11 protein-coding genes are annotated in these 15,080 nt (G+C 73.5%); 2 read left to right on the top strand and 9 right to left on the bottom strand.

The features are described 5' to 3' along the window. Nucleotides 1–56: 56 nt before the first annotated feature. The gene (locus tag PAI11_RS13580; protein ID WP_007575685.1) at nucleotides 57–1,010 is read left to right on the top strand and encodes an ornithine cyclodeaminase family protein; all 954 of its coding nucleotides are present in this window, start codon (nucleotides 57–59) and stop codon (nucleotides 1,008–1,010) included. 486 nt (nucleotides 1,011–1,496) lie between these two features. Here PAI11_RS13580 and metX read toward each other — a convergent pair whose 3' ends face one another. The 6 genes from metX to PAI11_RS13550 all read right to left on the bottom strand — a co-directional run bounded on the left by metX (nucleotide 1,497) and on the right by PAI11_RS13550 (nucleotide 8,137). Beyond that, a complete protein-coding gene (metX, locus tag PAI11_RS13575) occupies nucleotides 1,497–2,687 on the bottom strand; it encodes a homoserine O-acetyltransferase MetX (protein WP_007575683.1) in 1,191 nt (396 codons plus the stop codon). 94 nt (nucleotides 2,688–2,781) lie between these two features. Further along, complete coding sequence (locus tag PAI11_RS13570; protein ID WP_007575681.1) at nucleotides 2,782–4,095, bottom strand: O-acetylhomoserine aminocarboxypropyltransferase/cysteine synthase family protein; 1,314 nt, start codon at nucleotides 4,093–4,095, stop codon at nucleotides 2,782–2,784. A gap of 137 nt (nucleotides 4,096–4,232) precedes the next feature. After that, nucleotides 4,233–4,745, bottom strand: coding sequence for an OsmC family protein (locus tag PAI11_RS13565; RefSeq protein ID WP_007575679.1), 513 nt, complete (start codon nucleotides 4,743–4,745; stop codon nucleotides 4,233–4,235). Nucleotides 4,746–4,829: 84 nt separating this feature from the next. Then, nucleotides 4,830–5,246 (bottom strand): hypothetical protein, encoded by a 417-nt coding sequence (locus PAI11_RS13560; protein ID WP_007575677.1) that lies wholly within the window; start codon nucleotides 5,244–5,246, stop codon nucleotides 4,830–4,832. A gap of 22 nt (nucleotides 5,247–5,268) precedes the next feature. Further along, a complete protein-coding gene (locus PAI11_RS13555) occupies nucleotides 5,269–6,414 on the bottom strand; it encodes a C39 family peptidase (protein ID WP_007575675.1) in 1,146 nt (381 codons plus the stop codon). Nucleotides 6,415–6,562: 148 nt separating this feature from the next. After that, a complete protein-coding gene (locus PAI11_RS13550; RefSeq protein ID WP_007575673.1) occupies nucleotides 6,563–8,137 on the bottom strand; it encodes an acyl-CoA carboxylase subunit beta in 1,575 nt (524 codons plus the stop codon). 338 nt (nucleotides 8,138–8,475) lie between these two features. Here PAI11_RS13550 and PAI11_RS28320 point away from each other — a divergent pair, with 338 nt between their 5' ends. Then, nucleotides 8,476–12,615, top strand: a complete 4,140-nt coding sequence (locus PAI11_RS28320) for a phosphodiester glycosidase family protein (protein ID WP_007575670.1) — start codon at nucleotides 8,476–8,478, stop codon at nucleotides 12,613–12,615. Nucleotides 12,616–12,759: 144 nt separating this feature from the next. On the opposite strand, the gene PAI11_RS13540 is transcribed toward PAI11_RS28320, so the two are convergent. From PAI11_RS13540 to PAI11_RS27285, 3 genes are all read right to left on the bottom strand, one after another. Then, on the bottom strand, nucleotides 12,760–13,251 hold the full coding sequence (locus PAI11_RS13540; protein WP_007575668.1) for a DUF2269 family protein: 492 nt from the start codon (nucleotides 13,249–13,251) through the stop codon (nucleotides 12,760–12,762). A gap of 45 nt (nucleotides 13,252–13,296) precedes the next feature. Continuing rightward, the gene (locus tag PAI11_RS13535; RefSeq protein ID WP_040600253.1) at nucleotides 13,297–13,956 is read right to left on the bottom strand and encodes a response regulator; all 660 of its coding nucleotides are present in this window, start codon (nucleotides 13,954–13,956) and stop codon (nucleotides 13,297–13,299) included. Next, nucleotides 13,953–15,080, bottom strand: a 1,128-nt coding sequence (locus PAI11_RS27285) for an ATP-binding protein (RefSeq protein WP_050897240.1), incomplete at its 5' end; no start/stop codon positions are given. The genes PAI11_RS13535 and PAI11_RS27285, both read right to left, overlap by 4 nt.

Genomic DNA, 15,080 nt, shown 5'->3' with positions numbered 1-15,080 from the left:
GACCGCGGGTGGCCGGCGCCCGGCGCGCTCAGCGAGAACCCATCTAGGCTCGCCCGATGCCCACGGTCCCGGTCCTCGACCACGACGCCGTCCTCGCCGCGGTCTCGCCCGCCGACGCGGTGGCCCACACGCGCGAGGCGTTCCTGCGCCACCACGAGGGCGCCTGGCGGATGCCGTCCAAGGTCTACCTCGAGAGCCCGCCGTTCGGCGACTTCCGCGCGATGCCGGCGATCGGCGACGGCTTCGCGATGCTGAAGTGGATCTCGTCGTTCCCGGGCAACCCGCAGCGGGGCCTGGCCACGGTCCAGGGGATCGTGGTGCTCTCCGACGCCGAGACGTCGGAGCCGCGCGCGCTGCTCGACGCCCGCGCCGTCACCGCCCTGCGGACCGGCGCGGTCGCCGCCGTCGCGGCCCGCGCGCTGGCCCCGGCGGCTGCCAGCACCGTCGGGGTGATCGGCGCCGGGCTCCACGGGCGCTGGGCCGCCCGCTGCCTGGCCGCCGCCGGCTACGGCCCCGGCGTCGCCAGCGATCCCCGCCACGAGGCGGCGGCCGAGTTGGCGGCCGAGCTGGGCGACGGCTGGCGCGCCGGGACGCGCGACGAGGCGCTCGGCCAGGACGTCGTCTGCTGCGTGACCCCCGGGGCGACGCCGGTGGTCGAGCTCGCCGACCTGCGGCCCGGCCTGCACCTGAACATGCTCGGCGCCGACGGGCCCGGCAAGCAGGAGGCGGCGATCGACGCGGTCGCCGCCTGCGAGCTGTTCTGCGACGAGTGGGCGCAGGCCAGCCACGGCGGCGAGCTGACGGCGGCCGTCGATGCCGGGGCGGTCGGGCGCGACGACGTGCGGGACCTCGGGGCCGTGCTGGCGGGCGACGCCGGCGGACGCTCCTCCGACGACGCGGTGACGCTGTTCGACTCGACCGGCCTGGCGATCCAGGATCTGGCGATCGCGCTCGCCGCGCTGCGGGCCTGGGAGGCGGGCCGTGTGACGGCGCCGCAGGTGATGATCTGATCGCCGCTGCGCCCAACGCCGTACGCAGTTGCACTTCGGTCGGATCTGTCCCGCCGTCACGTGTGAATCGGGGACATCGACCGCCGAAAGCGAGCGAATCGGGCAAAACGCGTTGCCTTCCGCTGGGCGAATCGGGGATGATGTGCTATCGGCCCCGCACGGGCCGTGACCGTCCCCATCCGGTCTCAGGTGCCTCGGCACCTTCCCCCAACCCCCATCCACAAGGTCCCCCAATGTTGTCGCTCGCCGTCCTCCTGGCGGTCGTGTCGGCCATCCTGGCCATCGATGCCCTCTGGGCGCACCGTCTCGACGTCGCCGTCGCCTCCGGCATCGTCGCCACCTTCGCCGCCTGCGCGGCGCTGGTCGGAACCCTGCCGGTCGCCCTCGGGATCGTCGCCGCTTGGCTGCTCGCATCGCTCGGGATCGGCACCGTCGTCCTCCTCGCCGGCATCGCCCGGCAGCAGGACGGCGGTGCCGGCCTGGACCTCAGGCTTCGAGCAGGGCCGCGACTTCGCGCAGGTACGGGTCGATCGGGAGCAGGAACGAGTCGTGGCCCCACGGTGAGCTGAACGCTCGCCGTCGGACGCTCGCCCCCGCGGCCTCCAGCGCCGCGGCCAGCCGGTCGCTGTGCTCGGGCCCGAACCGCCAGTCGCTGCTGAAGCTGCCGACGAGCACCTCGGTGCCGGCACCCGCCAGCGCCGCCAGCCGCTCGGCCGCGTCGTCGCGCTCGAACGGCGCGAAGGCGTCCATCACCCGCGTCAGGTACAGGTAGCTGAGCGCGTCGAACCGCTGCAGGAAGCTGTCCGCCTGGTGGTGCAGGTAGTGCTCGACCTCGAAGTCGGGCGCGAACCAGTCGTGTCCGTCGCGCGGCGGAGGGGCGTCCGGATCTCGTCGACGGCGGTCGAACTTCGTCTCCAGCGCCTGCTCGGAGACATAGGTCACGTGGCCCAGCATCCTGGCCGCCGCGAGCCCCGCCCGCGGTCCCGGGCCGCGACCGACGTAGCGGCCGTCGTCGAAGCCCGGGTCGCGCAGGATCGCCTCGCGAGCGGCCGTCGAGAGCGCGATGTTCTGCGCGCTCAGCCGGGCCGTGGCCGCGACGATCAGCGCCCGGTCGATCTGCTCGGGCGCCTGCAGCAGCCATTCGAGGACCTGCATCCCGCCGAGCGAGCCGCCGACCAGCGCGTGGATCCGGCGGACGCCGAGCCGCTCGACGAGCGCCCGCTGGACGCGCACCAGGTCGGCGATCGTCAACGCCGGGAAGTCGAGCCCGTAGGGCTCCCCGCGGCGGGGATCGATCGACGAGGGACCGGTCGTGCCGCGGCACCCGCCGAGCAGGTTCGACGCGATCACGAACCAGCGGTCCGTGTCGACCGCGCGACCCGGGCCGATCAGGACGTCCCACCAGCCGCGCCGCTCGGGGTCGCCGTGATGGCCGGCCGCGTGGGCGTCGCCGGTCAGCGCGTGGCAGACGACGACGGCGTTGGTGCCGGCCGCGTTGAGCGTGCCGTAGGTCTCGTAGGCGACCTCGACCGGCGCCAGCAGGGCGCCGTTGTCCAGCCGCAGCGGATCGCCCTCGGGGAAGAGCACGACCCGCTGGGTGGCCACCCGTCCGAGTCCGCGATCGGCGGCGGGGGCGCCCGCCGGCCGATCGCCGGACTCGAGCGTCTGGTGCGTCATCGGTCGAACCTACGGTGCCGGCGCGGTCGGCGGGTTCCGCCCCGGGGCGAGCGCCGACGCTCGCCCCGGGCCACGGTTCCCGGACTCGGCGTGGTCAGGCCGCGACCGCGGCGGCGGCCTTGGCCAGCGCCTGGTCGAGGTCGGCCAGGATGTCGTCGATGTGCTCGATACCGACCGAGAGCCGGACGGTGTCGGGGGTGACGCCCGCGGCCGCCAGCTCCTCCTCGTTGAGCTGGGCGTGGGTGGTCGAGGCGTTGTGCACGGCCAGCGACTTGGCGTCGCCGATGTTGACCAGGTGGCTGAACAGCTCCAGTGACTCGATCAGCTTGCGGCCGGCCTCCTGCCCGCCCTTGACCCCGAAGGTGACCAGCGCGCTGGCGCCGCCGCGGAGGACCCGCTGGGCGACCTCGTGGTAGGGGCTGGACTCGAGGCCGGGGTAGGCGACCCAGTCGACCGCGTCGTGCGCCTCGAGGTGCCGGGCGACCGCGAGCGCGTTCTGGTTGTGGCGCTCGAGCCGCAACGGCAGCGTCTCGATCCCCTGCAGGAAGAGGAAGGCGTTGAACGGCGAGAGCGCCGCGCCGGTGTTGCGCAGCAGCACCACCCGCGCGCGGCCGATGTAGGCGGCCGGGCCGAGCGCCTCGCGCCAGACGACCCCGTGGTAGGAGGGATCGGGCTTGGTCAGGCCGGGGAAGCGGTCGGCCTGGGCGTCCCAGTCGAAGTTGCCGCTGTCGACGATCGCCCCGCCGATCGACGTCCCGTGGCCGCCGATGAACTTGGTCAGCGAGTGGACGGCGACGTCGGCTCCCTGCTCGAAGATCCGGGCGCCGATCGGGGTCGCGACGGTGTTGTCGACGATCAGCGGCAGGCCGTGGGCATGCGCCGCCTCGGCCCAGGCCGGCACGTCGAGGACGTTCAGGCGCGGGTTGCCGATCGTCTCGCCGAAGACGAGCTTGGTGTTCTCGTCGGCCAGCCGGGCGACCGCTCCCGGATCGTCGGCGTCGGCCCAGCGGACCTCGATCCCGTACTGCGGCAGCGTGTGGGCGAAGAGGTTGTAGGTCCCGCCGTAGAGCTGCGAGACGCTGATGATGTTGTCGCCGGCGCGGGCGATGTTGAGGACCGCGTAGGTCACCGCCGCCTGGCCCGACGCCGTCACCAGCGCGCCGACGCCGCCCTCGAGCGCGGCGATCCGCTGCTCCAGCACGTCCCACGTCGGGTTGTTGATCCGCGAGTAGATGTTGCCGGGGACCTTGAGCGCGAACAGGTCGGCCGCGTGGTCGGTGTCGTCGAAGGTGAACGACGTCGTCTGGTAGATCGGCACCGCGCGGGCGTTGGTGGCGCTGTCGGGCGACTGGCCGCCGTGCAGGACGACGGTCTCGGGGCGGTGCTGGGGCTGCGGGTCGTCTGACACGGGGCTGCTTTCGTTCGGGGTGTCGGGGCCCTCGCCGGCGGCGGGGGCAGAGGTTCGTCCTGGCGCGATCTTCGGAGCGTAGCCGCCGCCCAGGGCGCGGCGCAGGCGGGCGAGGAGGCCGCCGGGAGTGGCGTCGCTCACGCCGCCGCGGCGGTCGGCGCGAGCAGCTCGCGCGCGACCGGCGTCGGGTTGCGGAAGAGGTCGAGGACCGGGCAGTGGGCGTCGACCGCGTCGGCCAGCTCGCGGTAGCGCTGCTCGCTCTCGGGGCCGCGCGGGGTGACGCGCAGGCGGACGCCGGTGTAGCCCGCGCGGACCTCGTCGTCGAACCCGAAGAACCCGCGCACGTCCAGATCGCCCTCGGCCTCGATCTCGACCGAGTCCAACTCGACCCCGAGCTTCGCGGCCCAGAAGCGATAGCTGATCGCCTGGCAGCTGGCGAGCGCGACCAGCGCGTGCTCGACCGGGTTGGCGCCCTGGTCCTCGCCGCCGAGCGTCGGCGGCTCGTCGACGACGATCGCGTGGTCGCGGCTGGTCAGCTCGACGCGGGTCGGGCCGGTCAGGCTGCCGCGGGTCGAGAAGACCACGGTCGCCCGCGCCGGCTCGGCGGTGGTGGCGCGGTCGTACTCGTCGATCAGGGCGGAGAAGGACATGGCGGGCTCCGGGGCTCGGTGGGCCCGTCACTATATACAGATTCCCGATCGGCTTTCATCCATTAGCGCCTGGGCGTCGCCGCCTCACCCCGCCCGAGCCGCGGCGCCGGGGCGTTCCCGCAGGACGGTCCCGTCGAGCGCGACCCAGCTGTCGTGGTCGCCGACCCGCACCTGCCAGAGCGGGAACAGCGGCGAGCGGCTGGCGGTCGACGGCCACCAGACCAGCTCGGCGGTCGCGCCGGGCGCGGCGCCCGCCAGCTCTCGCGCGCGGCCGGCGTCGACCGCGACGTGGCGCGTCGCGCGAGCCGGGCGCCCGGCGCCGACGATGCTGCCGTCGTCGCCGATCGCCACCACGGCCAGCGTCCGGTTCGCGCCCTCCAGCGTCACCAGCCAGTACGGGCCGGCGGGACCGCCGTGCCCGACCCGGCGCGCGATCGGCGCGCCGTCGGTCGGCACGGCGGCCTCGGCGCGGGCCCGGGCGATGGCCTCCCGCTCGGTCATCGCCCGTCACCCGCGGCGCGGGCTAGATGCCGCGGTCGGCGGTGTGCAGCCGCGAGAAGACCTGGCCGTCGGATCGCACGTAGAAGCGCTGGTCACCGACGGTGATCATCGCGAACGGGTAGCTCGGCGACAACGACTCGCGGCACGGCCGCCAGACCAGGGTCGGGTAGACGCAGACCGCCTCGGGCCGGATCGGCACCCGGACGCGCGATCCCTCGACGAGGATCCGCGAGCCGACGAACCGCTCGCGGATCGCGTCGCGCGCGAGCGAGTCGAGATCCCAGTCGGAGTCCTCGGGCAGCGCCGCGGCCTGGTGGTAGCGCGCGTCGAGCCCGCCGACCGAGACGATCCCGCTGGTCCGGTCGCGCTGCCGCACGGGCACCACGTAGTAGAAGCTGTCGCTGCGGTCGAGGCGCTGGACCAGGCGCGGTTCGCCGGGCTCGGCGCCGCGGAAGGCCGGCGCGAACGAGTCGTGGTCGAGCAGGCCGTGCCGCTCGACGCCCGCCAGGCCGGCCTCGATCGCCTCGCGCGGATCGAGGATCGTCCGCCGCCGCTCGCCGGGCTCCAGCACCTGACGGCCGACCTCCTTGGCCGCCGGCTCCGGGTCGCAGACCGCGAGGAAGCTCCCGGCCCAGTGGCCGCCGGGCACGCCCGTCATGTAGGTGCCCTGCCAGCTGGTGTAGGAGATGTGCTCGTCGGCGATGCCCGACGTCGACGACCCGGTCGGCGGCCACGGGTTGTTGATGAACAGGCCGGTCAGCGCGTAGCTGGTGTCCGAGCTGCTCGTCGGCGCCTTGTCCGCCTGGTAGCCGCGGACGACGATCCAGTGGGCGGAGCCGTAGACCATCGCGATCGGCGCCACCTGGTAATGGTGGATCGTCCAGGCGATCTTGCGCGAGATCGAGTCCTCGGTCGACTGGTCGAAGAGGACGAAGAAGTTGTTGAACGTCGCCGGCTTGCGGGCGTTCATCGTCCAGTTCACGCCGTCCGGCCCGCTGTACCACCCGGACTCGGCCGTGCTGTGGCTGTGGTTGTCGTTGTAGAGGTCGTCCTGATCGAGCGCGCCGGCGCCGATCTCCTCCAGGACCATCTTGGCGCAGGCCGCGCCGCAGTAGTAGCTGGTCTCCTGCTGGTAGTACGGGACCGTGAGGTCCTCCGACACCGACATGCTGCACCCCGTTCGACGATTGCGCGACGCCGCTCGCGACCCGTGCGGCGGCATGCCGCGAACCCTGGCCGGCCGGGCCGGGGGACGCATCGGGGGTGCCCCCGATCCTGCGGGGCGACGAGCGGCGCAGGCCGGGGCCGGCGGTGCCCTACAGCGGGATGTTGCCGTGCTTGCGCTTCGGCTGGGTGACGCGCTTGGTCTGCAGCACGCGCAGCGCGCCGGCGACCTTGGCGCGGGTCTGCGACGGCTCGATCACGTCGTCGATGTAGCCGCGCTCGGCCGCCACGTAGGGGTTGGCGAAGCGGGCCTTGTAGTCGTCCATCAGGACCTTGCGGCGCTCGTCGGGCGTCGGCGACCCGGCGATGTCGCGACGGTAGATGATGTTGACAGCGCCCTCGGCGCCCATCACGGCGACCTCGGCCTGGGGCCAGGCGAAGTTGAAGTCCGAGCCGAGGTGCTTGGACGCCATCACGTCGTAGGCGCCGCCGTAGGCCTTGCGGGTGATGACCGTGACCTTGGGGACCGTCGCCTCGGCGTAGGCGTAGAGCATCTTGGCGCCGTGGCGGATGATCCCGTTCCACTCCTGCGAGGTGCCCGGCAGGAAGCCCGGGACGTCGCAGAAGGTGACGATCGGGATGTTGAACGCGTCGCAGGTGCGCAGGAACCGCGCGGCCTTCTCCGACGCCTCGATGTCGAGCACGCCAGCCATCTGGTTCGGCTGGTTGCCGACCATCCCGACCGCGTGGCCGTCGATCCGCGAGAAGCCGACGAGGATGTTCTTGGCGAAGTGCTCGTGGACCTCGAAGAACTCGCCGTCGTCGGCGACGAGCTTGATGACCTCGCGCATGTCGTACGGCTTGTTCGGGTTCGCCGGGACCGCGTCGTTGAGCTCGGGGACGTCGCGGTCGACCGGGTCGCTGGTCGGCACGACCGGCGGGGTCTCGAGGTTGTTCTGGGGCAGGAACGAGAGCAGGTAGCGCGTCTCCTCCAGCGCGTGGTCCTCGTCCTCGAACGCGAAGTGGGCGACGCCCGACTTCGTGTTGTGGCTCATCGCGCCGCCGAGCTCCTCGAACTCGACCTCCTCGCCGGTGACCGTCTTGATCACGTCGGGGCCGGTGATGAACATGTGGGAGGTCTCCTTGACCATCCCGATGAAGTCGGTGATCGCCGGCGAGTAGACGGCGCCGCCGGCGCACGGCCCCATGATCAGCGAGATCTGGGGGATCACGCCGGACGAGTCGACGTTGCGCTGGAAGACCTCGCCGTAGGCGCCGAGCGAGACGACGCCCTCCTGGATCCGGGCGCCGCCCGAGTCGTTGATGCCGATCACCGGACAGCCGATCTTGGCGGCCAGGTCCATGACCTTGCACATCTTCTCGGCCATCACCTCGCCGAGCGAGCCGCCGAAGACGGTGAAGTCCTGGCTGAAGACCGCGACCGGGCGGCCGTCGATCGTGCCGTGACCGGTGACGACCGCGTCGCCCCAGGCCCGCGACTTCTGCATGTCGAAGTCGTAGGTCCGGTGGCGGACGAACGTGTCGAGCTCCTGGAAGGAGCCCTCGTCGAGCAGCTTCTCGATCCGCTCGCGCGCCGTGTACTTGCCCTTGGCGTGCTGCTTCTCGACGGCCTTCTCGGACGCCGAGTGGATCGCCTGATGGCGGAGGTCGCGGAGGAGATCGAGCTTCTCCTCGAACGTCTCGGGCGAATGCAGACGCTGGCTCATGAGGCGGGAGATGCTATCCCCGCACCCGCCTTCGCCGCTGACCGCTCGCCCGGCGACCCCCCGACGGGGCGGCACGAGGCCGGCGAGGGGCCGCTGTGCGGCGCGTGGCGCGCGGCGGTGCGCCGACGCCGGCGCAGGCCCCGGTTGTTCACAGGAACTGCACCGACCCGTCACAAGTCGGCTCCGTACGCGGCTTCAGGCTAGGAGATCTCGGCAACGACGTCGGCTCCGGCCGATCGTTGCCGAAAACGTTTCCCCCCCCTCGCAACGAAGGAGCTCGGGTGACCGAGTCATCAAGTGCTGCGCGCCGCCGCCATTGGCGCGTCCCATTCGCGACCGTGGCGATCGCGCTGGCCCTGCCCGGCGCGGCCGCCGCGGCCGACCCCCTGTCCCTGATCGACGACCGCGAGCCGCTCGGCCCGGGGATCGTCCTCCAGCACCAGAAGTACCTCGAGTCGACCGGCTGGGTCGACCGCCAGGTGCTGACCGTCGACCTCGCCGATCCGGCCGTCGGCACCGACCTGCTGCACGCCGAGAAGGTCGCCCAGGGCTCGCCGCTGAGCGAGCAGGCCAACCGCGCCGGGGCCGTCGCCGGCGTCAACGGCGACTTCTTCGACATCGGCAACTCGAACGCCGCTCTCGGCTTCGAATACCAGGGAGGCCGCCTGCGCAAGACCGGCACCCGCAACAACGGCCAGACGATCGGCGTCACCAACGACCGGGTCGGCGCGCTCGCCAACCTGGCGCTCGACGCGAAGGCGACCTTCGGCGGCCAGGACCACCCGGTCAGCGGCCTCAACCAGGTCGGCGTCGCCGCCGGCAAGATCGGCGTCTACAGCGACGAGTGGGGCGCGTCGAGCCGCGCCGTCCAGGCCGGCAACGGCAACACCGCCGAGGTCCTCGTGGCCGACGGCAAGGTCACCCGCGCGGCCGCCGCCCCGGGCGCCGGCCAGCTGCCCGACGGCACCTCGGCGCTGGTCGGTCGCGACGCCGGCGCCGACGCGCTGCGGACGCTCCAGGTCGGCGACCCGGTGACCGTCTCCTACGGCGTCAGCCCCGAGATCGCGGGCCAGTTCCGCTTCGCGCTCGGGACCGACGCCCAGCTCGTCCGCAACGGCGAGCAGGTTCCCGACTCCGAGTCCGGCGCGGGAGCGTCCGGCAACTCGATCGCCCCGCGCACCGCGATCGGGTTCAAGGACGGCGGCAAGACGATGATCCTGCTGACCGTCGACGGCCCCGGTGGGACCGGCAAGGGCGGCGCGACGCTGCCCCAGGTCGCGCGGATGATGGCCGACCTGCACGCCGAGACCGCGGTCAACCTCGACGGCGGCGGCTCGACCACGATGGTCGGCCGCAAGCTCGGCGACGAGCAGGTGAGCGTCCGCAACGTGCCCTCCGACGGCAACGAGCGCAGCGACCCCAACGGCGTCGGCGTCTTCGTGACCCGCGGTGACGGCGCCGTCCGCGATCTGGTCGTGACGCCCGACGGCGAGGACGCGAAGGTCTTCCCGGGCCTCCACCGGACGCTGACCGCGACCGCCGTGGACTCCCACCAGACGCCGGTCGCGATCGGTCGCGGCGACGTCCGCTGGAGCGCCGACGAGGGCTCGGCGTCGGACGGCGTGCTGCGCGCCCCGGCCGACGCGAGCGGCTCGATCCGCGTCCGCGCGACGACCGACGGCGCCCAGGCCGACACCCCGGTGCGGGTGCTCGGGCCGCTGCGCACGCTCGAGCTGTCGAGCGAGCGGCTGTCGTTCGCCGACGCCACCAAGTCGACCACGCTGCGCGTCGTCGGCCGCGACGCCCAGGGCTTCACGGCCCCGATCGAGGCGACCGACCTGGAGCTGGACTACGACCGCAGGGTCGTCAAGATCACCCCGTCCGGATCGGCCCTGAAGGTCGCGGCCGTCGCCGACGGCGGCACCGTGATCACCGTCAAGGCCGGGGGCCAGCAGGCGAAGCTGCCGACCAGCGTCGGCGTCTCGACCGACCACGTCTACACCTTCGACGCCGCCGACGAGGCCTCGCGCTGGACGACCAACGGCACCAGCGGCGTCGCCAAGACGCTCTCCAACGATCCCGAGGGCCTGCGCCTGACCTACGCGCCCGGGCGCAACATGGGGATCACGAAGACCCCGATCGAGACCCGTCCGGACGTTCCCGGCCAGCCGCTGCGGGTGCGGGTGCGCCTGTACTCCGACGGCGAGTTCGAGTTCGGATCGCTCTACTGGATCGATGCCAGCGGGGCGTCGAAGAACCTGCTGACCGCGGGCCCGAAGAGCGCCGGCTGGACGAACATCGAGTGGACCCTGCCGGCGGACACGAAGTTCCCGATCAAGGTCACGCAGCTGCAGGCGATCCAGACCGCGACCGCCAAGCAGCGCAACGGCTACGTGATCTTCCAGAAGATCGAGGCCGACAACGCGGCGCCGGTCGAGATCCCCGAGCAGGAGCCGCTGCGGCCCGACCCGCTGTTCTCGCCCGACGGGCGGACCAACGGCAAGGACGACTGGTCGTTCGCGACCCTCTCGGACGTCCAGTTCACGGCCGCCAACCCGGAGCTGGCCAAGGTCGGCGTCGCGGCGCTGCAGCGGATCCGCCAGCAGCACCCCGACCTGATCGTGCTCAACGGCGACATCACCGACCTCGGCGCGGCCGAGGACCTGACGCTCGCCCGCCAGACGCTCGAGGCCGGCGGCTGCCAGCTGATCCCGCTCAGCAGCGAGATCGGGCGTGACGACACGCCGGCGCCGTCCGCCGACAAGACGCCCTGCTACTACGTGCCCGGCAACCACGAGTCCTACCGGGCAGCCGGCCAGGGCGACCTGGCGCCGTTCACCGCGGAGTTCGGGCCGACGTCGGGGACGTTCGACCACAAGGGCACGCGGTTCATCCTGCTCAACAGCGCGCTGGGGTCGCTGCGCGGCTCGGACTTCGGCCAGCTGGCGATGCTCCAGCAGGCGCTGAAGAGCGCCGAGGGCGACAACGCGGTCAAGAACGTGGCCGTCTTCGCCCACCACCCGGTCGACGATCCGGCGGCGACGAAGCAGAGCCAGCTCGGCGACCGGACCGAGGTGCAGCTGATCGAGAAGCTCCTGACCGACTTCCGCGAGGCGTCGGGCAAGGGCGCGACGATGACCGGCAGCCACGCCCAGATCGCCGACGTCCACCGCGTCGAGGGGGTGCCGTACACGGTCCTGCCCTCGTCGGGCAAGTCGCCCTACGGGACGCCCGATCGCGGCGGCTTCACCGGCTGGCTGAAGTGGTCGGTCGACCGTGACGCCGGCGCCGACCAGCAGTGGCTGACCGCCGACGTGCGGGCGTTCGCGCAGTCGATCGACCTGCAGGCCCCGGAGACGCTCGAGGTCTCGACCAGCGCGACCCTGTCGGGCAGCATCGTCCAGCCCTCGGGCGTGCAGAGCGGGACGCGGATCGTGCCGCTGCGCTACCCGATGTCGGTCCACTGGGGCGGCTCGGACGCGCTGGCGATCGGTCGCGGGCAGGACGCCGCCGACGCGGCCCGTCGCGCCGGCAAGGTCGCGATCCTCGATCCGCAGACGCGCGAGCTGACCGGCCTGCGGGCCGGCACGATCGACGTCTCGGTGACCAACGACTCGATGCGCGAGTTCAGCGACGCGGCGTCGCTGGCGCCGGTCACGACCGAGAAGCGGATCCAGGTCGTGCCCTACGCCGGCCAGGGCCCGCGGTTCTCGGCCGACGTGCCGGTGTTCACGCTCCAGCCGCAGGGCACGATCAGCGCCGGCCAGTGGGTGACCGTCCGCAACACGGGCGACCAGCCGCTGAAGATCGGGAGCGTGCGCGTGAAGGCCGCCGACGCGGGCTCGGAGGGCGACTTCCTCGCCTCGTCCGACTCGTGCGCGAACGCCGAGGTCGCGCCCGACGCGACCTGCCGCGTGCTGGTCCGGTTCGCGCCCAGCCGCAAGGACGCGACGTCCAACGCGACGCTCGAGTTCGACACCAACACGGCCGACCGCGAGCACGCGGTCGCGCTGACGGGGACCAGCAGCGGCCTGCCGAAGGGCGAGCCGGGCGACGACGGCGCCGCCGGGCCGAGCGGCCCGCAGGGGCCGAAGGGCCAGGACGGCGCCGGCGGGCCGCAGGGCCCGGGCGGCAGCACGGGTCCCGCCGGGCCGAAGGGCGACAAGGGTGACAAGGGCGCGAAGGGCGCTGCCGGGGCGACGCCGCGGATCACCGTCTCCTGCCGGCTCGTGAACGGGCGCCGCTCGGTCCGCTGCGCGGTCCGCAGCAGCTCGAAGGCGAAGGTCCGGGCGACCGTCCGGGTGGCGGGGCGCTCGCGCACCATCACCCGCAGCAGCCGCTCGTTCGCGTTCACCACCCACGCCAAGCGACGGCTCAGCGCCACGACCCCGATCCGCTTCACCGCGCGGATCGGCAGCGCCAGCCGGACGCTGACGGTCAAGGCCAGCGGCGCCGGGCGGACGACGAGCGTCCGCTAGCGACCGCTCCGCGGACGCGCTTGGGGATCGTTGCCACGATGGCAACGATCCCCAAGCGGCCGTGGGACGCCCCGCCCTCCGGGGGCGCCGGCCAGACCGCGACCCGGCTGGCGGCGTCCGGCCGGTCCGCGGCGCCGAGCGCGCTCAGTTGCCGGGCTTCAGCGTCATCACCAGCACGGCGACGATCACCAGCCCGATCGCAGCCAGGTGCAGCCGCGCGACGAGCGCCGCGATCGTCGAGTACTGGCCGTCGGTCGTCGGGTCGGCCCCGGCGTCCCCGGCCGCGATCGCCTCGGCGCGCTTGGACAGCTCCTCCGAGCGCGGGATGATCAGCGCGCCGTAGAGGCCGAAGAGCACGAACAGGATCAGCAGCGAGGCCGAGACCCAGGCCTTCGAGAACAGCGACGCGTCGGCGGCCATGTAGAGCCCGGCGATCAGCACGATCGTCATCGCCGGCGTGACGACCGTCCGGCCGAGCTGCGCGACCGCGCCGTGGAAGGCGCCCAGCGCCTGCGGCTGGTGCCGCTGCAGGTAGGCGCCGATCGGCGGGACCACGATCGTGGCGCCGAAGGCGAAGACGACGCCGAGGATGTGGATCGCCTTGGCGACCGTGTAGGCCGTGATCACCGCAAGCATGCGGGCGAGGGTACCGACCCGCCCGACCACGGCCGGGCGCCGGGACTACTCGTCCTCGCCGTCGAGCATCCCGCGCCGCGCCGCCCAGTGGCTGACCTCGTGGCGACTCGTGAGCTGCAGCTTCCGCAGGACGGCCCCGACGTGGGACTCGACCGTCCGCGGGCTGATCTCCATCCGCAGCGCGATCGCCTTGTAGGCGTAGCCGCGGGCCAGGTGCAGGAGCACCTCGCGCTCGCGCGGGGTCAGGCGATCGAGGTCGTCCTCCTGCTCGGCGTCGCCGGCGCCGCTGAAGGCCTGCAGCACGAAGCCGGCGAGCCGCGGGCCGAAGACCGGCTCGCCCTCGCGGGTGCGGTCGATCGCCGCCACGAGGGCGTCGCCGACGATCGTCTTGGTGACGTAGCCGAGCGCGCCGGCGCGGATCACCGCGACCACGTCCTCGGCCGCGTCGGAGACCGACAGCGCCAGCACCGATGGCCGGCGGTCGAGGCCCGGCAGGCCCTCGAGGACGGCGACGCCTCCGCCGCCGGGCAGGTGGACGTCGAGCAGCACGACATCGGGCTCGGTCCGGCGGATGACGGCCAGCGCCTCGCCGACGTCGCCGGCCTCGCCGACCACCTCGCAGGCGGCGGCCAGCTCGGCGCGCACGCCAGCGCGGAAGATCGCGTGGTCGTCGACGATCACGACACGGGCGCGATAGGCGCTCATCGATCAGCCCCCGCCGCCGGCAGCCGCAGGACGACCTCGGTCCCCGCACCCGGCGCGGTGTCGATCACCGCGCTCCCCCCGGCGGCCTCCATCCGGGCGATGATCGCATCGCGGATGCCCCGCCGCTCGGGTGGGACGGCGTCGATCGCGAAGCCCGGGCCCTCGTCGCGCACGTAGACGGCGATCGTGGGCCCCTCGGCGTCGCAGACGACGCGGATCGCGGCGCCGCGGGCGTGGCGCGCCGCGTTGCGGAGCGCCTCGCGGGTCGCGTCGAGCAGTTGGCCGAGCCGCTCGTCGGTCGGGCGATCGCCGAGCATCTCCAACTCGATCGCCGGTCCCAGCTCGGCCTCGACCTCGTCCGCGATCTGCTGCAGCGCCCCAGCGAGGGTGCCGGCGCGGACCGGCTCGCGGCCGGCCAGCCAGTCGCGCAGCTCACGCTCCTGGCGCCGGATCAGGCGCCGGACCTCGTCGGGATCGTCGAGCCGCCGCTGGACCAGCGCGAAGGTCTGCAGGACCGAGTCGTGCAGGTGGGCCGCGACGGCCTGACGCTGGAGCGCCCGCTCGCGCTCGCCGCGGTCGCGACGGCCGACGAGCGCGACGGCGGCCAGCGCCGGAGCGACGACGACGGTGACGACCGCGGCCAGGACCGGCGGCAGCAGCGCGCCGGCCACGGCGGGCACCCCGCTGCGGTAGCCGATCGCCTGGTCGCCGAGCCGGATCAGCGCGATCGAGAGCAGCGCGAGGCCGGACGCGACGTGGCCGACTCCGGCCGGCCGTCGCCCGCCGACCGCGCGGTCGCGGCCGACGAAGGCCCGCCACGGGGTGTCGCCCGCCTCGCTGCGGCGTGCCACGGCGAGCCGCCGCACGCCGGCGAAGACCAGGATCGCGGTCGCGACCAGGAGCGCGCCGCAGGCAACGTCGAGGACGTCGTCCCGGCGCTGGCCGTACCCGCCGTGAGCCGACAGCAGCACCAGCAGCGGCGCCAGCGCCAGCAGCAGGACCGCCACGCCGGCCGCCGCCCGGTCGCGCCAGGCGAACCGCAGCAGCTCGGTCGCGGCGACCGCGGCGACGGCCAGCGCCAGGCCGCCGCCGACCAGCGCGCCGCTGGAGCCGACCAGCGCGGC

The sequence above is a fragment of the Patulibacter medicamentivorans genome (assembly GCF_000240225.1).
GTDB lineage: Bacteria > Actinomycetota > Thermoleophilia > Solirubrobacterales > Solirubrobacteraceae > Patulibacter > Patulibacter medicamentivorans.
The sequence above is the reverse complement of the archived record's forward strand: the minus strand, read 5'-3'. Positions and strand labels throughout refer to the sequence as shown.

Coding starts and splice junctions, on each gene's coding strand:
- PAI11_RS13580 (WP_007575685.1), top strand. CDS start 57: ATGCCCACGGTCCCGGTCCTCGACCACGACGCCGTCCTCGCCGCGGTC.
- metX (WP_007575683.1), bottom strand. CDS start 2,687: ATGACGCACCAGACGCTCGAGTCCGGCGATCGGCCGGCGGGCGCCCCC.
- PAI11_RS13565 (WP_007575679.1), bottom strand. CDS start 4,745: ATGTCCTTCTCCGCCCTGATCGACGAGTACGACCGCGCCACCACCGCC.
- PAI11_RS13560 (WP_007575677.1), bottom strand. CDS start 5,246: ATGACCGAGCGGGAGGCCATCGCCCGGGCCCGCGCCGAGGCCGCCGTG.
- PAI11_RS13555 (WP_007575675.1), bottom strand. CDS start 6,414: ATGTCGGTGTCGGAGGACCTCACGGTCCCGTACTACCAGCAGGAGACC.
- PAI11_RS13550 (WP_007575673.1), bottom strand. CDS start 8,137: ATGAGCCAGCGTCTGCATTCGCCCGAGACGTTCGAGGAGAAGCTCGAT.
- PAI11_RS13540 (WP_007575668.1), bottom strand. CDS start 13,251: ATGCTTGCGGTGATCACGGCCTACACGGTCGCCAAGGCGATCCACATC.
- PAI11_RS13535 (WP_040600253.1), bottom strand. CDS start 13,956: ATGAGCGCCTATCGCGCCCGTGTCGTGATCGTCGACGACCACGCGATC.